The following is a 21,679-nucleotide window of genomic DNA, read 5'->3' as shown; positions in this document are numbered from 1 at the left end:
TTGATTTAAGGCGGGAGGTTCGACGGTGCTTGTCGCTGCCGTGCGAACCTCCGCTTTGGCGGATTATTTCTCTGCCGCCAGGGCTTGATTCATTTTGGCGCCTAGCTCTTTGGCAGCGTCTGCCACCGGTTTATCGCCGGTCCATGCGTTTTTCAAAATTTCCGTCTCATACGTTGTCCATACGGAAGTGTTCTTGGATACCGGATACGGCGTTGCATACTCAGTCATATCGATGAATACTTTGGCCTTATATTGCGGGAATGCCGCAAGCCATGCAGCTTCGCTGCCTTTGTAAGCCGGGATGGCTCCCCCTTGTTTAGCCGCTACTTCCGCCGCTTCCTTCGAGCCGAGGAATTTCACGAACTCCCACGCTTCCTTCGGATGCTTGGAGTTGGCCGAGATGACATGACCCAGTCCGTGAATGACGACGCCTTGCTTTTTACCCTTCGGCAGCGGGGCAACATCGGCTATGTTTTTCATTTCCGCATTTTGATTAATCGTGAAGGCTGCCCATGAACCGTCGAAATACATCGCCAGCTTGCCTGAAGTGAACAGGTCCGCTGGAGCCGTCTCCGTCATTTGGGCGAGCGTCGGGGACACTTTATGTACTTGAATAAGATCCGTCAAAAACTTCAAGCCCTCGATGGATTCTGGCGAATCGTACCCTGATTTCTTATGGTCGTCAGAAATGATGCTGCCTCCGGCTTGAAGAATCGTATTGTAGAAATACTCTTGGTTGGCGAGCGGTGCGGCGAAGCCATATACGCCTTTGCCGGGGTCCGTCAGCTTCTTGGCCGCTTCCGTCAGCTTCGCCCAATCCCATGTGTTATCCGGGTAAGAGACACCTTTCTCATCGAACAGTTTCTTGTTGTACCATAAGCCGATCGTGTCGTAATCTTTGGGAATGCCATAGTTCTTGCCGCCAAGACTATAGAGCGATACGAGGGATGCCGGGAAATTTTTCAAATCGACTTGATCCTTCTTTATATTGTCGGTCAAATCCTTCAGCATGCCGTTCTCAGCATATTTGATGAAGTTAGGCCCGTTCATCCAGAGCACGTCCGGCATCGTTCCGCCTTGAGCGGCTGTCTCCAGTTTGGTGAAATATTGCTTGTACGGTGTGTTCTCCGCTTTCACTTCAATATTCGGATGACTGGCTTGGAAAGCTTTGATGACTTCGGTCATCGTATCCAATCCCCAACCGCCATACGTGATCGTAACCTTCTCCCCACTTGCAGCAGCCGTCGCTTTCGCATCCGCCCCGGGTGCCCCAGAAGAGACTGGGTCCGTTGAAGCTGTGCTCCCGCAAGCACTCACGACAACCATGGAAGACATCAGCATTGATAAGCAAACCATTTTTTTCGCATTCTTAACCATTGTGTAATCACCCTTTTAATTTTTTAGTGAAAGAACTCATCTAAACGAGAAAACGGTTACAATCCGGATTGGCCGTAAAGCGCAACTCACCCCCTTCAATCGAATTAATTTGGGCACAAACCCAGGATAACGTTATCCTGAGATCCAAAAAAAATTATGATCTTCGAAACGTTGACGACTGTCTCACAATTAATTTATGCGGCAGCAGTACCTTCGACAGAACCAGCTGCTCACCTTTCAACATGTCGAGCAATGTAGTTGCGGCCGTGATGCCAATCTCTACTTTAGGCACATGGACCGAGGATAACGGCGGTGTTGTATACTGGGCGAAATCAATATTATCCATGGAAACGAACGCGATATCTTCCGGTATCCTCAGTTTGCTCTCGATCACTGCCCGCATGGCCGGTATCGCCAACTGGTCGCTGGCTGAGAAGATCGCTGTCGGACGCTCTACATCCGTACGCGCAAGCTGCTCTTTCACGTATTCGTAGCTGCGGTCGATTTCCCAGCGGGTGTCTATGACCCAATCTTTGTGTAAGGGAATGCCCGCATCGTACATAGCGAATTTGTAGCCCTGGAACCGTTCTTCGCTGTCCAGCTGCCCGGTGTGCCCAGGACCGCCGACAAAGCCGATCGCGCGGTGGCCTTGAGCAATCAAATGGTCGACGGCAGCTTTGGCCGCATGTATCCTGTCGTAATCGACCATCGTAATCTCCGCACCGTTCGTGCAAATACCGATGAGTGCGAGATCTTCTACCTTCTGCAAATATTCGAGCACAGATGGACCGATCTCGCCGATCATGATAATGCCGTCCACGCCGATCTCATGAATACAGCGGTGCAGCAGTGCATCATCCGTAAGCTCGTCAGAGGTGTGGATGAAAGCCAAGGAATAGCTGGATTCCAATATTTTTTTGGTAAAAGCCGTAATAATCGGCGAATAGTAAGGATGATCGTCATTCAAACGAGCCGTTTGAATAATACAGCCGATTTGCTTCGTCTGCTTCTTCTGCCCCTTCACCTTGCTGACGAGGTGGCGCGCCGATTCGTTAGGGGTATATTCCAGCTGTCGAACGGCTTCCCAAACTTTGGCTCTTGTTTCAGGATTGATATGCCTGCTCGTATCATTTCTGACAACGCGCGAGGCTGTTGAAATCGAAACGCCGACCAGCTCGGCGATATCTTTGAGTGTAGGCAAATGTGACAGCTCCTTTTGTCCAAAACCAAAATCCAAAACAACTCTAAGCCAAATCCAAACCAAGATCCAAACCAAGATCCAAACCAAGGTCCAAACCAAGATCCAAACCAAGATCCAAATCTAAACCCAAATCCTTGCCCAAACGTTTTCCTGAGCCTAAATAAATATTAGTTCATCTCTTTACAATGTGTCAATATTGTTACAGGGAAATTTTATAGATTTGTCACCGAGCACAAACCTGACATGCATAGCACCGCACTCTTTCAGAGGAAAAACTGCTGCCACAGCCGGTATATCCGGTAAATAATTATGCTGTTGCATATTACCAGCAAAATATTCAATAATGCGCCTGCTGCGCAGAGCAGGATGCGTATTCCTTGTTCTGCTAACGCAAGCTTGGACTTGATCCTGCGAAAGTGCTTGAAGTCAACCAAACATTGCAGAAGCCCAAACAAAGATACCGTTGTCCAAATAAGAAGGAATATGACGAGCATAAAAACGCTGGCAACCAGCAACAGCGTAAAACTTGGCATCAACAAGCGTATACCATAAATAAAAGCAGTTGAGCAAGCTAGAACAGCCCAGCCTGTTACCGCTGTGAATATCGGTTTTTTGAATAATCGTTGGTTTTCGGTATTCATTGCAGCTCCTCAAACATACATGATCGTATCGCTCACTCTCGTCTCTCCTACCTCAGGTTCTTTGATTGACACCTTTTGTACAATTCCACGTTTTCTGGAGTATCCCTGCTTCCGCCGTGCATCACACACTACTAACTCATCCTTCTAACTCACCCTTCAATCTCATACTCCATTCCCATTTCGACTCGCGATTACGATTCTAACCCCCCTCCCTTTCGCTCAGGTCACCTCGAGTCAGTGTTTCCTTCAGCCACCCCCTTCGCTCAGGTCGCCTCAAGTTAGTGCTTCCTATAGCCACTATCCCTTTCGCTCAGGTCGCCTCATAGTCAGTGCTTCCTTCAACCACTATCCCTTTCGCTCAGGTCGCCTCGAGTTAGTGCTTCCTATAGCCACTATCCCTTTCGCTCAGGTCGCCTCGAGTTAGTGCTTCCTATAGCCACTATCCCTTTCGCTCAGGTCGCCCCCGAGTCAGTGCTGCCTATAGCCACTATCCCTTTCGCTCAGGTCGCCCCCGAGTCAGTGCTGCCTACTGCCACTATCCCCTTGGCTCAGTACTCCTGAGCTAAGGGGATAGTGGTCAAAGCACAGTCGAGCTCGATACCCGGTCACCTAAATGGACATCGAACTTCGGCACCTGAGCCAACGAGATTGTGGACATAGCGCAGCTGAACTCGATACCTCGGCACCTGAGCCAACGGGATAGTGGACACAGCGCAGTCGAGCTCGAACCTCGTAACCTGAACCAATGGGATAGTGGACACAGCGCAGTCGAGCTCGAACCTCGTCACCTGAGCCAACGGGATAGTGGACATAGCGCAACTGAGCTCGCTACCAGGTCACCTGAAACAACGGGATAGTGGACACAGCGGAGCCGAGCTTGATACCTCGGCACCTGAGCCAAGGGATAGTGGACATAGCGCAACTGAGCTCGCTACCAGGTCACCTGAACCAACGGGATAGTGGACATAAAGTGGCTGAGGACAGTTAGTGTGGATTTTGTATCTAGCGTGGATACTGCTGATTCTGTAGGTTATAGTAGGCTACCATCAATTGATAGCACCCTGCTATCCCATCAAAACTGATGGCCGCAGGTCGAGCAAAATTTCGTGTCAGCCGCAACCACTTTGCCGCAGACGCATTCTTTTTCATTGCGCAGCTCGATCAATTTCTGTTCGAGCTGCACGATCTCCTGTTTGACCATGGCGATGCCGTGGCTTAATCTCTCTACAATTTCTCCGTAACGGGCCGTATCGCCGGTCATATAAGCGGAATAAACGGATTCGCCGATGAGGCCGTAAAATTTCTCAATTTCTTTTTCTTTTGATGAAATTTGCGCCTTCAGTTTGGTAATTTCGACGGTTTGCTGGGCTTTCTTGGCGGCATCGGACGCTCCCTGCTTTACTTTGTCAAAAAAAGACATCGGGTACCCCTCCATGAATCGTTTTTTGCACTCCATAACGATTCATATGCACACCCGCCATAAACTAACACACCGGTACAAGTGCATACGTCCTCACATTTGCCGCAGCATGTGCACCTGCGTGACATATGACGTGAAACCCATGGCTGTTAACAATTCGGCAAGCTCCTGATTTGAATGCCTGAGGTTCAACGTCAACCGCTTGCAGGATGGACCTCCTGGTTCAAAAACTTCCCGCAGCGCAGCCCGCATAATTTCGCGCTCATCCCCGCGACCCGGCGATGCTTCGCACTGGTAAAGGACGATTGTCGCTAAGCTGCTGTCCTCTGCATACACACGTTTGCATAGCGCATATCCGACCACCGCGTCTCCATCGGTAACTATGATGCTTTCGCCGTCTCTCAGGCTGGTCCATTGGGTCTGCCAAGCAGACATCGGCCTGTAGAAAGGAAGCTCCTTCACTTCGACCGGGCGCCCTCGCTTTACGTCATACGTACGGTTCGTTCCCAGGATGTCCGCATGAAGTGTACCCTCATGTTGAAGTCCGAGCAGCCGCTCAGTGATTTCGTAGCCGACTTTTTGGTACAGCCGAATGGCAGCATCGTTCTGGATCAGCGCCTCCAAAAGAGCTGCAGCTGCGCCTTGTTCACGATACAGCTCTAAGTTTCGCTCCATCAGCTGCTGCCCGTAGCCTTTTCCCCTGAAGGCCGGGGCAATTCCCGTACCGCCATTCCAAGCGATTTTCCGGCCGTCGATCGTCCGAAATCCGTTCATGACCAACCCGACTGGGTCCCCAAACGTGTCATACATGGCCAGCGAAAGCTCCATAGAGAGCCCTTCAGCAACTGCTCTTGCCAGAAACCTGTCCACATTCAACGTACTGTTGATGAAATATCCCTCGAACCCCAGATTCCAAAGCGCAACTGCCTCGTTCACCGACAGCTCGCTCATCTTTTTGAAAATCACTGCGCTCACCCTCCGTCGTTACCTTTCAAAATATAACGGAATACCATACCCTCCATATCGTCAATTCTGCGCCGGTACTCCGCTTCTTCCCCGCTTAACATGTACTGGAGCGCCAATCCGTCCCTAATCGACCAGAACAGCCGGGAAGCCGCCGCACAATCCAGGTCCGCGCGGAACTCCCCAGATTTTCTCCCGCCTTCCATGATGTCCTGCATAAATACCAGCGCTTTATCCGCATACTGCTCCCATCGTGCGCTCAAGTGCGGCTGGCGAGCCGCATACAGCATGAACTCCAGGTGAAAGGCCATCCATCTGCGCAGCTCGGCCAAAGGCTGTTTGCGGAAACGTTCATACATATATCGAATTTGATCCGCTGCTCCGGGCAAGTTCTTGAAATGTTCGAGGGAATTGGCCAGCATCGCATTCATTTTATCGTCAGCCATTTGAATGTACATCTCTTCCTTGGAGGCGAAATAGCTATAAATCGCACCCTTGCTGATCCCCAAATGCTTCACGATATCGTCGATTGTCGTAGCCTGGAACCCTTTCTCCGTAAAGCAGTGAAGCGCTCCCTCGAGAATGATCGCCTTCTTCTCTTCCTTGTAAGCTTGTGAAACTTTCGGTGACATGCTCTTATCCTTTCCGCGGTTGTTGTTTCATGATCAAAATGCCCAACCGCCGTTCCGGAAAATCGGCTGCGATTCGCCGTTTTCCAATATTCCGTCAATGCTCAAATCCGCCGCACCCATCATGAAATCGACATGCGTCAAGCTCGTATTCAAGCCGCGCTGCTGCCATTGCTCCGCGCTCATCGCAATGCCGTCCTTGAGGCAAAACGGAAATGCCCGGCCAATGGCAAAATGGCATGAAGCGTTCTCGTCGTATAACGTATTGTAGAAAACAAGACCGGTATCCGATATCGGGGAGCGATGCGGGACCAAGGCGATTTCCCCCAAGTAGTGGGAGCCTTCGTCCAATTCGATCAAGCTTTTCAAAACATCCTGCCCGTTCGCCGCATGGTAATCAACAATTCTTCCTTCTTCGAACGTTAACGAGAAATGTTCAATCAAGACGCCGTTATACACTAACGGCTTCGTGCTTCTAACGGTTCCGTTCACCCCTGTTTTCAGCGGCGATGTAAAGACTTCCTCTGTCGGTATATTGGCTATATACGTCGTGCCTTGCCGGTTCCTGCTGCCTGCCGAAACCCATAAATGATCCCGCGGCAGATCGATTCTGATGTCGGTGCCCTCAGCGCGATAATGCAGAGATTTGTATTGTTTCGCGTTGAGATATGACGATTTCGCCGACAGTGTGCTTGCATGCTCCTGCCAAGCTGTGATCGGATCTTCAAGGTCGACACGCGTCGCTTTGAAGATCGCATCCCATAATGCCTCCACCCGCTCTTCCGGCATCAGGTCCGGGAACACTTTATCCGCCCACTCCTGCGACGGCGCAGCGACGATAGCCCAGCTGACCTGATGGGTGAGCCTGGCGTTCGTTAGCCCCATCAAGGCTGTATTATTGGTTTTGCTGGCTGTCTGCAGGCGCTGCGGATCGATGCCCTTCATCAGGTCCGGATTGCTAACCTCCACGTACAAGAACGCGGCGTTCTGCCCGGCCAGCTCCTCGTAGCCTTTGGCCTGCCACATCGGGTATTCCAGCAAGGCGTCGAAAGGCGCCCGGTCATATTTGATACGTGTGATATAACTGTCGAACCACTCGACATAAACATGCTTGGCTCCGGCGTCATAAGCCCGATTGACCAAGCTGCGCACCAATTGAACGGCGCCTATTGGAGCAAAAATGACCAGCGATTGATTCTGCTGAAGATTCACACCCAATTGTATGGCTAGAGCAGCATAGGTATCTAATTTGTCTTGAAAAGTCGGCATCGTACTCCTCCTTTATTGTCCTGGTCACATAAAAAGACTGACCAGTCGTTTTATTATTATGTGTATAATCGTTATTCTCTGTCAAGCAAATTCTCACGATCCGGACAAATAAAAAAGAAGCTGCGATAAGGCAAGCTCCTTGACATCCATCAGGGTCATGATATTTCCCGTATATCGGCCGGAAAGGTGATTTCAAAAACCGTTCCCTTGCCTTTTTCACTATCTATTCTGATCTTGCCTTTCATCGCTCTGATCAAGCTGAAGGAGACCATCGTCCCGAGTCCGGTTCCTTTCTCCTTAGATGAAAAATAAGGCGTCCCCAGCCTGCCGATCTGCTCCTGCGTCATACCGATTCCGCTATCGCGGAAAGAAACGATCACGCTTCCGCCGTGCCCGGATGACGACGTTATTTCCAGCAATCCGCCGGTGTTCGCCATAGCTTCAATGGCATTCTTGCCGATATTGATGAACGATTGCCGCAGCTTGTTCCGGTCTCCCTCGATGATCATTTGGGAATGTTGCAAAGAAACCTCAATTTTGACGTCATGATAATTCGCCAGCGTTAATAAAACCTGAGAAACATAGTGTACTTCTTCGTTAATAAGGATAAGTTCATCTTTCTCGGGCTCAGGCTTTGCGACCGCCAAATAATCATTTATGATGGATTGAGCCCGATCCAGTTCCTCCAGCGAAATTCGCTGATAAAATTGTCTCTTCTCCGGGTCAATATTCGGCGCACCCATCAATTGGACGAACCCGCGCACAGTTGTAAGCGGATTTCGTATTTCATGAGCGACGGAAGCAGCCATTTCGCTGACGAATTGTACGGACTTCCAATGATAACGCGGCAAACAATCGTTGCCGCATATAAAACCATGGATACATAGATGCCTCCGTACAAAGAACCGATCAGCAAGGGAATGGATCGAAAATCATAAACCAATCCGTTGAAATTAACGGGAAAGAGCATCGATGCGGCAATTGCGAGTGTGAGAAATAATGCGATGACAACACGATACTTGAACACATCCCGCTGCGATCGGTACAAATACGGATAGACAGTCAATGGTGAAAAAATGAAGAAAATATTTAACAGAAAATCTTTGAAAAAATTGATCATCGAGACATCCTCTTAATAAGGCCCCCGAATATAATCTCTAACCTCTTCCCGATAAAAGGCTTGAAGACGTTCGAGCTCCTCCGGGCTGAAGGAGGCGACTTGCGCTGCGCCCAGGTTGTCTTCCACCTGACGTTCGTTCTTAAAGCCCGGGATTATGCAGGTGATATTCGGATTGTCCAAGATCCACCGCATGGATGCCTGAGCCATGCTCCCACGGCCTTCTGCGATCCAAGCCAATTCTCGCGCCAGCTCTACGCCTTTGACAAAAGGCAGGCCTGCGAAGGTCTCTCCGACGTTGAATTGGGCACCGTCCGCATTGAAATTGCGGTGATCGTCGGCCGCGAACGTGCTCGATTCCGTAAACTTCCCGGTCAATAATCCGCTGGCTAACGGGAGCCTGACCAGAATGCCTGCGCCGGTAGCCTTCGCTTGCGGGAACAACGTCTCGGCAGGTTTCTGCCGGAAGATGTTATAGATCACTTGCAGCGCCTTCACACCAGGCTTCGTCAGCGCGAACAGCCCTTCTTCGACGGTCTCCACGCTCACGCCGTAATGGCGGATTTTGCCCTCCGCTTGGAGCTTGTCGAGCACCTCGAACACTTGTCCATCCTGCAGAATGGCAAGCGGCGGACAGTGGATCTGATACAAGTCAATCCGTTCGCGCTGCAATCGTTTCAAACTGTTCTCGCAGTATTGGCGAACGGTTGCCTCCGAGTACGTATGCGGATCATGAATATCGCCTGCACGGCAAAATTTGGTCGCTATATATATGTCATCTTCCTTGCCTTTGGTAGCAGCAGCCAGAAGCTCTTCGGCATGACCCGATCCATAAACGTCCGCCGTATCAAAGAAGTTGACGCCCGCCTCCATCGCCATGCGCAGTCCGTTCAGCGCCTCGGCGTCTTTCGCCTCGCCCCATCCTCCTCCGATTGCCCAAGTGCCAAAGCTGACTTCACTAATGCTTAACTCCGTATCGCCCAGTTGACGGTACTTCATATCCATTTCCTCCCCTAGACCTAACGTTCCTCAAATAGTCGTACAGCGTAATGGTATTCTCCATAACTCCCCTAACTCCTCCTCCTTTTATTTCCAAAACCAATTCTCGTACACCAAATAGCCGAAATAAGAAAGGACGCCGAGAGAGATATTCAAAACTCCTGTAATCTGAGCGCTTTTTTTCTCTTTCAACATGTTTGCTTTTGCATACAATTTAACATCGAAGATCAACACGAGCAGCCCGGAAATCAATAGCAGCAAGACCGTGTAATTGTTAAAAGTAATCAAGCGTTTCGCCTTCCTTCGTTACTTGGTTTTCGTTCCGATCCGTCTAATTTTGACCTGCATGCTGACATCGACGGTTATCTCTTTGTACTTGTTGGCCCACATTTCTTTGTTGCGGACTTCCTTATTCCAGTAGCCCGGATGCATGGCCCGCACATACTCGCCGAAGCCAAAAATGTCACTTCCGTCTTTCTGTGTCTGCTGGATTAATTTCTCGAAGCCGACTTCGGCGTCTTTCTTGATCTTCTGCTCCAGCTTCATTATATTTTGTTTCGTCATCAGCAGTTTCTCGTTGGATTTCTCCTCCAAATCGCCTTCGACTTGACATTTGATATCCACATGCACCTGGTTATTCTGAATCATTGTCTTGATCTTCGATTTCCGATGCTTCGTTCTGAACATGACCGCCGTTTCCGAATCCGGCACCTGTTGAAGCACGCTGTACCCGCCAGGGTTAATCTCCTTCATGGCCATATAATGACCGATCTGCAGCGCCGTTGTTCTGCCAACCATTTTGTCATTGTGGAAATAGGCCATCCCGGCAATTTCCACGTTCGATTTCTTCTTCAGCTCCACGTAGGGAAGCGTCCCCTCCTGCCCTTTGGCAGACGCAGCACTCAAGAAGACGCCTAGGAAAATGTTCGGCAGTTTGCCCATCTCCCTGGCGTGTTCCAAAGTGGCTAACAAATACAGCGCCGGTACGCGCTCCAGCTGCGGGTTGGCATTCATGATGTCGGCTGCCTTCCCCTTCGACACTATCATCCAAACCGTTCTTCTCACTTGCGGCTGGCGGCGGAAGAAATCGTTCTCGTTCTGAATGCCTTCTCTAGCCAATTCCTCGGACAAAACAATTACCCGCAAATGACCGTAAAATAACCGGTCGGCGAGCTGCTGCTGCAAATTCATCAGGGAATCTTCTACCGTTTTGCCGACGCTGGTCAGCACCCAGACGGGCTTCTGCCCGGAAGGACCGCCTTCGCCCCCGCCGGCTCCAAGCGGAATGCGTCCCGGCACGGCGATTTGCGCCGTTGTCCGAATTAATTCTCCGCCGAGGTTGGGGGCATCTTGCAAAATATGCGTTGCATTGCTCGTCTCCTTCTCATCACCCGGTTTGGCTTTGTCAATACCGATCGCCAAGACGACTGCCCGGTCCTCAATTTCCAAACGGTCCCAGCAGCCTGTCAGCAGCGGAGTGACCAGCAGGAATATGAGAACCAATTTAATCAGGTTTTGCAGCAAGAGGCTCACCCCGACTTTGTTTCTTGCGAATAACCGCAATAACGAGTAAAGCCAATGGATAAGCAACCGTAAATACGAGGCCGAAGCGTCCGACGATTTGAATAATTTCATACATCTGCAGCAGGTTCTGCGGGAACATCGCAATGACATAGATAAAGGGCACGAGAAAGAAAGTAAACATCTTGTGGTCCTTTAAACGCAGCAGCTGGCTGCTGAAACTAATGGCCAAATAGTAGGTGGACAGCAAAGTAGTGAATACGGCAGTCACCCAAATCGCCAGGAAAGCACCGTCCAGCCGTTCCAAAATGTTCGCCGGGAGCGACGTCGTCTTCGCTAATTCCAATGTCGGCCAAACGAGCTGCTTGATTTCCTCTGAGCCGAAGACACCGACAGTTGCAATGACAATAAGCACGTACAGCGCTCCGGGAATGATCATGCCGATGTAACCGGCGATCATCGCCTTCTCCGGCCTGCGCATGGCCGGGATGACAATCGTCATCACAAACGAACCTTGAAACAATGCCGCCATCGTCAACATCCCGCTGATGAAATTGTTATGCTCGTTTCCCCACACGGGCAGCAGATTGACCAGATGCGCATTCTTCAGCGAGAGCACGACAATCAGAATCGCCGGAAATACGATGATGGGGAAATAGAAATGATGGAAATACGTAAAGGTCGTGATGTCTGCCCGCGATGAAACGGCTGCCAGCAGCAGCATTACGATGACCGTCACTTCTAACGGTGTTTTCGTTAATACGGAAGTGACGACGACTTCCCCGAATTCGCGGGCTGCCAATGACGTCAGCAGGGATACGAAGACGATGAGCAATACACTGAAGCTCCTGGCAACCCATTTGCCGATCAATTGTTCACTATACTGAATGATGGATTGATTCGGAAATCGCATCCCGAGCTTCGTGAGCAGCCAAAGTCCCAGTAAACCGATCAGGAAGCCTAACAAGGTTACGAACGGAGCGCCGGAATCGGCAGCTCTAGCTGCAAACAGGGATAGGGCTAGTACCCCTACCCCAATGATTGTGCTAATCAGAATGATCGCCGCCTGTATGACCGTTATCTGACGCGTATGCTCCTCCATGCGTTACGTCCCTCCTTGTATTTCCAACTTTCACTGGATCTAACGTGTTGTTAGGCGCCTCTTCGCTCATTTCTTTCGTTTTTTTACTTAACCGGTTCGCATCCGGCGTATGCAGGAGGGCCGGACGCTTCGGCATGGACCATAGCGGCAAGCGAGCCAGCGTATCCTTCATCCCTTGGAAATTGCCCGGAACGATCGGACTTAAGTAAGGTACACCGAACGAACGCAAGGACAGCATATGGTTCGCAATGAGAATCAAGCCGATCATCACCCCATACAAACCGAAGACGCCCGATAAAATGACCAGCGGAAAGCGCAGCAGCCTGAGCGCTAACGCCGCGTTGTAGGCCGGTGTTGCGAAGGAACCGATCGTTGTCAAGGCAATGATCACGACGGTGATCGGTGAGATGAAGCCTGCCGCCACCGCCGCTTGTCCGACGACAAGCACGCCGACGATCGAGAGGGCGCCGCCGACCTGCTGAGGCAGCCGTAGCGTCGCTTCCCGCAGTACTTCCATCGAGACTTCCATCACCAACACTTCGATAACGGATGGAAACGGCACACCCGCCCGGCCCCCGGCTACCGCGACGGCGAACTCCGTCGGAATGAGCTCCGGGTTGAAGGAGATAAGCGCCACATAGAGCGACGGGAAAATGAGCGAGAAAATGAGCGCAACCAACCGGGCTAACCGGATAAAGCTGACGAGAAGATACCGTTCGGAATAGTCCTCAACCGTTTGATAAAATTGGCTGAAAACCGTTGGTAATATGAGTGCGAACGGTGAACCGTCGACGAGCAGGATGACCCTGCCTTCCAGCAGATTGGCCACCGCTTTATCCGGCCGCTCGGTGTTCTGAATCTGAGGAAACGGTGAAGTATGATTATCCTCGATAAACTGCTCCAAGTATCCGGCATCCAGAATGCCGTCGATGTCGATCAGCGACAACCGCCTGTATACTTCTTCAACCAGCGCAGGATTAACAATGCCCTGCAGATAACAAATGGCTACTTTGGACTTGGTGACACGGCCGATACGCATCGTCTTCACCCGGAAATCCGGCGTCGGCAGCCGGTAGCGCAGCAGCGCCAGGTTCGTTCCCAGCATCTCGATGAACCCTTCCCTGGCGCCGCGGATAACCTGCTCGGTCTCCGGCTGACTGATCGAACGCTTGTCGACGTGGCGCGTGCTGAAGACGAAGGCCTCGGTCAAGCCTTCTACCACTACCACGGAATCGCCTTGCACGATCGCCTGAACAATTTCGGGCAGCAGCTTCTCCGTTCTTCCTTCACAGGTATAGATCGTTTCAGCCATCAGAAACTCTTGCAGCGGACGGCTGGATTGCGCCCACATATCATAGGAGGTCGGCTGCATGAGCGGTTTCAAGACATAATCGTTCAAGTTCTGCTTATCGATCAAATCAGCGAAGTACATGACAGCCGCAGGATATTCATCAAATATGCGGAAGTGGCGCATGACGAAGTCATCATTTTCGCCTAAAATGTCTTTGACCATGCCCAAAGTCTCGTTAATCTTGCCGTTGATTTGTACCTTTTCCTTCTGTTCCAGCAAATGATGAGGCGATTTTTCCTTACCGGGCAGCATCCGAGGCTGTTGATTTTGGGTTGCAGGTCTAGACCTTCGCTTATACCACTGCCAAACGGTCACACGGAATCCCCCCTACACTTGGCTGTCTGTTTCCCAAACATTGCCTTTCCCGTATTTTTATCCAAATCCCGGATTCTATGCATGCAAAAAAGCTGCCCCAATGGTTGACGAACCTTTGGGGCAGCTTCTGGCGCCGGATTTATTTATAAGGATCAATCGTCCGGATCGTGCCGTCTTCGTTGTAAGTAAGCTCCGCATATTTGACACAGCGTTTGTGGTTAACGCCGTCGGACAGCGAGCAGTCATGGTAGAACAGATACCATTTATCCTCAAACTGAACGATGGAATGGTGCGTTGTCCAGCCGATGACCGGAGTAAGAATAGTGCCTTTGAAAACGAACGGACCCTGCGGGTTCGGACTCACGGCATAGACCAGACAATGTGTGGTGCCCGTCGAGTAGGATAAGTAATAATTGCCATTATACTTATGCATCCAGGGGCCTTCAAAATATCTGCGATCCTCATCGCCGGCCAGAATCGGATTGCCCGCTTCGTCAATAATTTGAATCTCTTGCGGCGCTTCTTTGAACGTGAGCATGTCATCGTTCAATTCGGCGAATCTTGGCCCGAGCGCAGGCTCGTTCTCCGCCGGTCCGGCGGCGTCGGGAACGAAGGTGCCTGTCTGCCATTTCTCAAGCTGACCGCCCCATAGGCCGCCGAAATAGACATACGCCTTGTTGTCTTCATCGATGAATACGGCAGGGTCGATGCTGAAGCTGCCGGGGATATAATCGGGCTGAGGTGTGAACGGTCCGGCAGGCGAGGAACTCGTCGCTACGCCGATTCGGAAAATATCGTCCTTGTCTCTGGCCGGGAAGAATAGATAATATGTGTTGTTGCGGTATGCGGCATCCGGAGCCCATAGCTGCTGTTTCGCCCAAGGGATGTCTCGCAAATGCAGCGCCTCCCCATGATCGACACAAGGCGAATTGAAATCGTCCAGTGATAGCACGTGATAATCTTCCATGGCGTACTGATCGCCGTTATCGTTGGAAGGCCCGTCGTGATCCACATCGTGGGACGGATAAATATAAATTTTGCCTTCGAATACGTGAGCAGACGGATCGGCCGTATAAATATGGGTAACTAAAGGTTCTTTAGGCTGCACGGGCTTGGTCATCGGTATATTCTCCTCATTCGACTTAGTTTGTTTAATGAACTTACATACATAATTATACCGATGTTCGCCAAACTTTCAAGAAATTTTTGGACGTCCTGCACCGTCTTCTTTTTCTTCTTCCTCCACACCTATTTCTTAACGGCGGCAATCAATAAAAATATCGGCCGGCGCGCTTCGTGCCTCATCTCCGGATCTTTCATCAGTGCCTCTTGCGTTGGTCCAGGCTCTGACACTCTATCGATCGCGAAGCCGGCATCCAGAAGCGTGTTCATGTAGGAAGCTACCGTCCGGTGATATTTCACGACGTCATGGTCCAGAAAGCGCGCCGCCCGCTCGCCTTCGTCCTGGTAATGATCGATGGGCCAGTGCATTTTCTCGCCATGCTCGTCATAATGCCAATCCTGTTCGGCACGGGATGTAAATACCGGATGCTCAACGGACAGCACGAAGCTTCCCCCTTGCGCAAGGCAATAGTGAATTCGCCGGCTAAGAAGTTCGAAGTCTCTCACGTAATGGATGGCTAGCGAGGAAATGACCACATCGAACTGTCCGGCTTCATAGTCGATGTCCTCAATGGCCAGCTTGCGGTACGTGATTGCGGAGTCGTTCGTCATTTCTCTGGCGCGTTGAAGCATTTTCTCCGAGAGGTCGAGCCCGACAACCGAGTGCGCCCCTCTCTCGCGCGCATACCGGCAGTGCCAGCCGTACCCGCACCCGAGATCGAGCACGTTCTTACCGGCAAGCTCCGGCAGCAGCGCGCGGAGTGCCGGCCATTCCCCCGCAGCGTCCAATCCTCCGATCGAGCGCGCCATTTGACTATATTTCTCGAAAAAGCCGCTATCGTCATATTTGTTCTCTTTCATTTGTCTGATGCTCTCCCGTCGTAATCTTTTGTTTACCCGTACCTATTTTACATTTCTCACCTGCCCCATGCTAATGCAAGTTTGATTGTAATTAAATTATATGGGGCTTGCCGCATGGGCAAGGCCGCGATTTTTCCGTATAAAAATCGGATAATCGGATACATTACTAAGCGAAATGTCACAATGTGGAAAAGTGGTCACGTGCCGCTTTCATTGAATGGATAATTGGAGACGGCGATGAAACAAGAACAAATTAGCGCACTTCAGCTCTTCTACGTTATGCTCGGCTTCGAAATCGGGAATACGCTGATTTTCTCCGTCGGGGCCGGCGCTAAGCAGGACGCTTGGCTGGCCATTCTTGTTTCGATGCTAGGCGGTATTATTCTCATGGGCGTTTACATCAAACTATCTTCCATCTATCCCGAAGACACCCTAATTCAGATGCTTCCCAAAATTATCGGGAAATATCTGGCTTATCCGGTTATCGTTCTTTATATTTTCTACTTCACCTTTCTCGCAAGTACGGCATGCCGGGATTTCGCCGAATTGATCCTGTCGACGATATTGCCGAATACCCCGATGGTCGTCATCATCGGCTGTTTTGTCATGCTGATCATTTATTGCTTGCGCGGGGGCATTGAATCGTTCGGAAGGATGGGCGAATTGATGTTTCCCGTCTACATACTTGTCATGTTCGCCGTATGGATCCTCATCTTGATCACGAACGATGAATTCGATCTGCAGCGGCTGAAGCCGGTGCTGGGGGAAGGCTGGAAGCCGGTAATGAACGAAGTGTTTCCGTTCCCTTCACCCTCCATCCTGGTGTTTCCCTTCGGTGAAACCGTGTTGATCTTGATGTTCTTCCCGTTCCTCTCGAAGGTTAGCAAAGCCAAAACGGCGGGCTTCGCCGTCATTATTGCCGGGGGCATATTGCTTGCCCTTAATGCCATCGTCATGATAAGCGTGCTGGGTCCGCATATTTATAAAGAAGAATTTTTCCCGCTTCTCGCCGCAACCCGAATGGTTTCCATCGCCGACTTCCTCGAACGTTTCGATGCCGTCATCATTTTGCTGATGGTGGCCGGCGTCTTCTTGAAGGTAGGCGGATGGACTTTCGGAGCTTCCGTCGCTATCGCCCAACTGTTCCATATTAAAAATTACGACTCGATAGCTCTCGCTCTTGGCGCGCTAATCACACCGTTTTCCATTATTTTGGCAACTAACTTCGTTCAATTCCGTTTCATCGGCTCAAACTTTATTGATCCTTATCTGCATGTGCCATTGCAAATCGTCATCCCGATCGGACTGCTCGTCATTGCAATGATTCGCAAAAAAAGCAAAACGTAAAATTCCAATTCGTTCATGGAGGCGTTCATGATGGTACAGGAAAGGACGGTTTTGACGGGTATTCTGCAAGACGACTTCCAGCAACTAGAAGTTATGTTTGAGCGTACCTTCGATTTCGCCTACCGGAATTTCGAAATTAACGCCTCCCTCGACGCTGTCATGGTGTACATTAACGGGCTGGTCAATATGGAGCGGCTGGATTCGAATGTGCTTCAGCCCCTGCTGCGGTATAGCGGAACCATTGATCTGCTAACGGAATTTCCTCCCGAATTGGAGCAGGCCGTCACCTCTGGCGGTGTAAGTAAGTGCGTCACGCTCGAAGAGGTAGCCAGCCACTTGCTGGAAGGGGATACGATTCTCCTCGTAGACGGCTGCACGCAAGCCCTGATCATAAGCGAGAAGACGTTGGAACAACGGTCTGTTGAGGATCCTAATACCGAGGTGGTTGTATACGGTCCACGCGACGGATTTGTCGAGAGCTTGCGCACAAATACAAGCTTGGTACGGCGAAGACTCAAAACAACGCAGTTCAAAATGGAAAGTATGACCATCGGCACGTTATCGAAGACCGAAGTTGTGATTGCTTATCTAGACGGAATCGCCGATCCCGCCGTCATTGAGGAAGTTCGCCTGCGGGTTAACCGGATTCAAATCGATGGCGTGGAGGAAAGCAACTATATTCAAGAGTTTATTGAGGATAACCCGTACTCCGTCTTTCCGCAGGTGCTGCAAACCGAGCGGCCCGACCGGGTGGTCGGCAATTTGCTGGAAGGCCGGATCGCCATTTTCACCGATAATACGCCATTCGTGCTGATTGTTCCCATTACGTTCTACCAATTGATGAATGCGACGGAAGATTACTATGAGCGGTTCATACTGGCTTCAGCCATTCGTCTCCTGCGCTATCTGTTCCTGGGAATCGCGCTTCTCTTCCCATCCATCTATATTGCTGTCACTACGTTTCATCAAGAGCTGCTGCCGACGAATCTGATGTTCAGCGTTGCCGCCGCCAGAGAAACCGTTCCTTTCCCGGTCATCGTAGCCGCATTGCTCATGGAAATATCGTTCGAAGCGCTGCGTGAAGCCGGAATTCGGCTTCCTCGTCCGATCGGCAGTGCCGTCTCCATCGTCGGCGCGCTCGTGATCGGCCAAGCCGCCGTACAAGCGGGTATCGTGGGGGCTCCGCTTGTCATTGTCGTTTCGATCACGGGGATCGCCTCCTTCATGTTTCCGAGCTACAGCCTTACCGGAGCGATCCGCTTGCTGCGTTTTCCGATGATGATTCTCGCATCCGTGCTCGGTTTATACGGAATTCTGATCGGTATCTTCTTCATTATTATCCATCTCACGCGGCTTCGGTCCTTCGGAGTTCCTTACCTGACCCCTCTGGCGCCTTTTAACTTTAACGGGCTTAAAGATGTACTCATTCGCGCACCGTGGTGGGCGATGACGAAGAGGCCTCAAGAGACGGCCAAGCAGAATCAAAGACGTTTCAAGAAGTGGCTCCGTCCCGGCCCCTCGAACCGCAACAACTAGACCGCGCACAAAGGCAGATGAAATTGTTGAAAAACTTCAGACTCGTATCGCTGCTGGCTTGTATCGTCCTCTTGCTAACAGGCTGCTGGAACCGGAAAGAGATCAATGACATCGGCATCGTTACAGCGACCGGCTTGGACTTGATGCCGAATAAAGAGATTCGTCTTTCGGTTCAAATCGGCATTCCTGCCAAATTGGGATCCACAGCCGCCGGCAGCGGCAGCTCCGATATTAAGAACAGTACACTCGTTATTTCCGAGACTGGGGAGACGATCTCCGACGCCTACCGGAACTTGCAGAAGAAAATATCGAGGCATATTTTTTTCGCACACAGCCGCAGTCTGGTGATCGGAGAGAAATTGGCCAAGGAAGGCGTTGCGCATATTATCGACTTTTTCGCCAGGTACCACGAACCGCGGCTGCACAGCTACCTGATCCTCACGAAAGGCGAAGCCGTCGAGCTGTTGAACAGCAGAACGCTGCTGGAGAAGGTTCCTTCCGAGGAAACGCGAGAGCTCGTCAAACAAGGCATCGGCTTGAAGATCACGATCAAAGATTTCTGGGACATGATGCTCGCCGATGGGCTCGAACCGGTCGCACCGCAAATCAATATCACCCCGCGGGAAGTCGGCGCGATGGCTGACGCAGCAGCCGACTCGGATCCCAAGACACAAATTATCGAGGGCTCAGCCGTCTTCCGGAAAGATAAACTGGTCGGTTGGATGGACGATATGGAAACACGTGGGATCCTGTATCTGCGCAACGAAATATCCATCGGGGTCATAACGGTCAGTTTGCCTAAGGAGAAAGGCGGGGGTAAAGTCAGCGTGGAAATTATCAAAGTGGAATCGAACATTACGCCGAACCTGGGAGACGGGCAATTATCCATCGATGTCGATATTCGCTCCAATGTGAACGTCCTGGAGAGTGCTTCTGCCATTAATCTCGCGCAAAATGATATGATCCTCTACCTGCAAAGCAGGTTGAACAAAGAATTGAAAGACCGCGTCGAACTTGCGCTCAAGCAAGCACAGCAAAAATATCGATCCGATATTCTCGGCTTAGGGCGTGCCGTTTATCGGGCCTATCCCAAGGAATGGAACCGGCATTACAAAGATAATTGGGATGACATCTTTCCTGACTTGAAAGTTGCCATTCACCCAAATGTCGTCATTGGCCGGATCGGTCTTATTAAAGGGACGGGTGGCTAATGCAATGACAATTATTATTTTCACCGTATTGTTCTATGGCGCACTGACTGCCTATGAATTCCCCCGTTTGAAGAAAAAAAAAGAAAAGAACGAATGGTTCGTTTTTGTCGCTCTCATGCTGGTAGGATTAACCTTAAGCATCCTGATCGCCAATCATATCACATTCAAAATCGCCCCAAGAGCTTAAGTCGAACGAATTCGGAACTAGGTGAATATCCTACTGTTGTATAAACGTTGGGAGGATCGCCTATGCATCCGATGTATCCTTATTACAGCTATGAAATGAAATGTGAAAACAAGCCCATTACGTTCCCGCCGCAGCATCAGGCTCAACAGCCCGGCTTGGAATACTTGATGGTTCCGGCGCCGATATCGGATAATCCGGATTATGTCGGAAGCGGCAAGCTGCAAGGAAAGGTGGCCATTATTACCGGCGGCGACAGCGGCATCGGGCGCGCGGTTGCCATCGGCTTCGCCAAAGAAGGCGCGGATGTCGTTCTTGTTTATCTCAATGAGCACCAAGACGCGCAGGCAACCGCTGACATGGTCGCCAAGTACGGCCGTCAAGCGCTGCCCATTGCCGGCGATCTCAGAGACGAAGCTTTCTCCGCCGAGGTTGTGCGCCGGTCGTTGGAATGCTTCGGAAGAATCGATGTGCTAATCTTGAATCAAGCGGTGCAATTCCCCCAGGAAAGCATTCTCAACATCAGCAGCGAGCAGCTTGAGGACACGTTCCGGACGAATATTTTCCCGCACTTCTATATGACGAAGGCGGCGCTGCCGCATCTGAAACCCGGCAGCGCCATTATTAATACCGCTTCTGTTACGGCGTATGCCGGCGCTCCGCTGCTGGTCGACTATTCGTCTACCAAAGGGGCTATCGTCTCTTTCACCCGCTCCTTGTCGCTGCAGCTCGTGGACAAAGGAATCCGCGTCAACGCAGTCGCTCCCGGTCCGATCTGGACCCCGCTCATCGTCTCCAGCTACTCAGCCGACTATGTGCGGTCGTTCGGTCTGGAAACGCCGATGAAGCGGGCCGGTCAACCCTTCGAGCTGGCACCCGCTTACATCTATTTGGCGTCGGATGACGCTTCGTTCGTTACGGGGCAGGTGCTGCATGTCAATGGCGGGATCATCACGGAGACGTAAGCCAAAAAACCTGGCCCAGGGCCAGGTTTTTCAGTGCTTCGGCGGACTGCCGTCCCCGTACGGCTGCCGGTTTACCGGCATCCCGGGAACATGCCTGTGGAGATAGCAATCCGGTTCCAAGCATTGATCGTATTGATAGCCATAATCAGCGTTACAAACTCCCGCTCATCAAAATGCTCCCGAACCCGCTCATAGACCGCCTGCGGAACGCCTTGCGCGGAGATCGATGTGACAGCCTCCGTAAGCTCCAGCACCGCTTTCTCCCGGTCCGAATAGAACGGAACTTCGCGCCAGACGCCCAGCAGTTGGATGCGCTGCTCCGTCTCGCCCATGCTGCGCAGCTCCGTCATATGCATATCCAGGCAGAAAGCGCAGCCGTTGATTTGCGAAGCCCTAATCTTGATGAACTCGTACAAAGTTCGGTCCAAGCCGCTGCTTTTAATGAAGCCCTCCAGCTTATACATCGTTTGCTGCGCCTCCGGATTAGCCTTGTTGTATTGAAATCTAACTTCCATGCGAATCTCCTCCATTGCGGTTAATTTTGTTCC

The 21,679-nt window shown here is 51.1% G+C and carries 22 protein-coding genes; 5 read left to right on the top strand and 17 right to left on the bottom strand.

Annotated elements, in window-relative coordinates; genetic code table 11:
* Positions 1-63: 63 nt before the first annotated feature.
* The 16 genes from PUT07_RS13575 to PUT07_RS13500 all read right to left on the bottom strand — a co-directional run bounded on the left by PUT07_RS13575 (position 64) and on the right by PUT07_RS13500 (position 15,888).
* A complete protein-coding gene (locus tag PUT07_RS13575) occupies positions 64-1,377 on the bottom strand; it encodes an ABC transporter substrate-binding protein (protein WP_274468630.1) in 1,314 nt (437 codons plus the stop codon).
* Between the two features lie 154 nt (positions 1,378-1,531).
* Positions 1,532-2,578: a LacI family DNA-binding transcriptional regulator gene (locus tag PUT07_RS13570; RefSeq protein ID WP_274468629.1), complete on the bottom strand. Its 1,047-nt coding sequence runs from the start codon at positions 2,576-2,578 to the stop codon at positions 1,532-1,534.
* Between the two features lie 263 nt (positions 2,579-2,841).
* On the bottom strand, positions 2,842-3,219 hold the full coding sequence (locus tag PUT07_RS13565) for a hypothetical protein (RefSeq protein ID WP_274468628.1): 378 nt from the start codon (positions 3,217-3,219) through the stop codon (positions 2,842-2,844).
* A 1,072-nt stretch (positions 3,220-4,291) separates the two neighbouring features.
* Positions 4,292-4,639 (bottom strand): hypothetical protein, encoded by a 348-nt coding sequence (locus PUT07_RS13560; protein WP_274468626.1) that lies wholly within the window; start codon positions 4,637-4,639, stop codon positions 4,292-4,294.
* Between the two features lie 93 nt (positions 4,640-4,732).
* A complete protein-coding gene (locus PUT07_RS13555; RefSeq protein ID WP_274468624.1) occupies positions 4,733-5,605 on the bottom strand; it encodes a GNAT family N-acetyltransferase in 873 nt (290 codons plus the stop codon).
* A 5-nt stretch (positions 5,606-5,610) separates the two neighbouring features.
* Complete coding sequence (locus PUT07_RS13550) at positions 5,611-6,234, bottom strand: TetR/AcrR family transcriptional regulator (protein ID WP_274468623.1); 624 nt, start codon at positions 6,232-6,234, stop codon at positions 5,611-5,613.
* Between the two features lie 33 nt (positions 6,235-6,267).
* Complete coding sequence (locus PUT07_RS13545) at positions 6,268-7,500, bottom strand: aminopeptidase (protein ID WP_274468622.1); 1,233 nt, start codon at positions 7,498-7,500, stop codon at positions 6,268-6,270.
* Positions 7,501-7,655: 155 nt separating this feature from the next.
* Complete coding sequence (locus PUT07_RS13540; protein WP_274469316.1) at positions 7,656-8,309, bottom strand: ATP-binding protein; 654 nt, start codon at positions 8,307-8,309, stop codon at positions 7,656-7,658.
* Complete coding sequence (locus tag PUT07_RS13535; RefSeq protein WP_274468620.1) at positions 8,243-8,620, bottom strand: LytS/YhcK type 5TM receptor domain-containing protein; 378 nt, start codon at positions 8,618-8,620, stop codon at positions 8,243-8,245. Before PUT07_RS13535 ends, PUT07_RS13540 begins: the two co-directional genes overlap by 67 nt.
* A 12-nt stretch (positions 8,621-8,632) precedes the next feature.
* The gene (locus tag PUT07_RS13530; protein WP_274468618.1) at positions 8,633-9,616 is read right to left on the bottom strand and encodes an aldo/keto reductase; all 984 of its coding nucleotides are present in this window, start codon (positions 9,614-9,616) and stop codon (positions 8,633-8,635) included.
* Between the two features lie 87 nt (positions 9,617-9,703).
* A complete protein-coding gene (locus PUT07_RS13525) occupies positions 9,704-9,904 on the bottom strand; it encodes a CLC_0170 family protein (RefSeq protein ID WP_274468616.1) in 201 nt (66 codons plus the stop codon).
* A gap of 18 nt (positions 9,905-9,922) precedes the next feature.
* Positions 9,923-11,140: a Ger(x)C family spore germination protein gene (locus PUT07_RS13520; protein WP_274468615.1), complete on the bottom strand. Its 1,218-nt coding sequence runs from the start codon at positions 11,138-11,140 to the stop codon at positions 9,923-9,925.
* Positions 11,121-12,239 carry a GerAB/ArcD/ProY family transporter gene (locus PUT07_RS13515; protein WP_274468613.1) on the bottom strand — a complete coding sequence of 373 codons (1,119 nt, stop codon included), beginning with the start codon at positions 12,237-12,239 and terminating at the stop codon, positions 11,121-11,123. The genes PUT07_RS13520 and PUT07_RS13515 overlap by 20 nt, the downstream gene beginning before the upstream one ends.
* Positions 12,184-13,842 carry a spore germination protein gene (locus PUT07_RS13510; protein WP_274469314.1) on the bottom strand — a complete coding sequence of 553 codons (1,659 nt, stop codon included), beginning with the start codon at positions 13,840-13,842 and terminating at the stop codon, positions 12,184-12,186. Before PUT07_RS13510 ends, PUT07_RS13515 begins: the two co-directional genes overlap by 56 nt.
* Positions 13,843-14,044: 202 nt before the next feature.
* Entirely contained in the window at positions 14,045-15,025 is a 981-nt protein-coding gene (locus PUT07_RS13505) for a glycoside hydrolase family 43 protein (RefSeq protein ID WP_274468612.1), read from the bottom strand.
* A 128-nt stretch (positions 15,026-15,153) separates the two neighbouring features.
* Entirely contained in the window at positions 15,154-15,888 is a 735-nt protein-coding gene (locus PUT07_RS13500; RefSeq protein WP_274468611.1) for a class I SAM-dependent methyltransferase, read from the bottom strand.
* A 237-nt stretch (positions 15,889-16,125) separates the two neighbouring features.
* On the opposite strand from PUT07_RS13500, the gene PUT07_RS13495 reads away from it, so the two are divergent.
* From PUT07_RS13495 to PUT07_RS13475, 5 genes are all read left to right on the top strand, one after another.
* A complete protein-coding gene (locus PUT07_RS13495) occupies positions 16,126-17,235 on the top strand; it encodes a GerAB/ArcD/ProY family transporter (protein WP_274468610.1) in 1,110 nt (369 codons plus the stop codon).
* A gap of 27 nt (positions 17,236-17,262) precedes the next feature.
* Entirely contained in the window at positions 17,263-18,771 is a 1,509-nt protein-coding gene (locus PUT07_RS13490; protein WP_274468608.1) for a spore germination protein, read from the top strand.
* A 26-nt stretch (positions 18,772-18,797) separates the two neighbouring features.
* Positions 18,798-19,982: a Ger(x)C family spore germination protein gene (locus tag PUT07_RS13485; RefSeq protein WP_274468607.1), complete on the top strand. Its 1,185-nt coding sequence runs from the start codon at positions 18,798-18,800 to the stop codon at positions 19,980-19,982.
* 4 nt (positions 19,983-19,986) lie between these two features.
* A complete protein-coding gene (locus PUT07_RS13480) occupies positions 19,987-20,169 on the top strand; it encodes a hypothetical protein (protein ID WP_274468605.1) in 183 nt (60 codons plus the stop codon).
* Positions 20,170-20,231: 62 nt separating this feature from the next.
* Positions 20,232-21,131, top strand: coding sequence for an SDR family oxidoreductase (locus tag PUT07_RS13475; RefSeq protein ID WP_274468604.1), 900 nt, complete (start codon positions 20,232-20,234; stop codon positions 21,129-21,131).
* A 71-nt stretch (positions 21,132-21,202) separates the two neighbouring features.
* On the opposite strand, the gene PUT07_RS13470 is transcribed toward PUT07_RS13475, so the two are convergent.
* Complete coding sequence (locus PUT07_RS13470) at positions 21,203-21,646, bottom strand: carboxymuconolactone decarboxylase family protein (protein WP_274468603.1); 444 nt, start codon at positions 21,644-21,646, stop codon at positions 21,203-21,205.
* Positions 21,647-21,679: the final 33 nt, after the last annotated feature.

The sequence above is a fragment of the Paenibacillus sp. MAHUQ-63 genome (assembly GCF_028765165.1).
Lineage (GTDB): Bacteria > Bacillota > Bacilli > Paenibacillales > NBRC-103111 > Paenibacillus_E.
The sequence above is the reverse complement of the archived record's forward strand: the minus strand, read 5'-3'. Positions and strand labels throughout refer to the sequence as shown.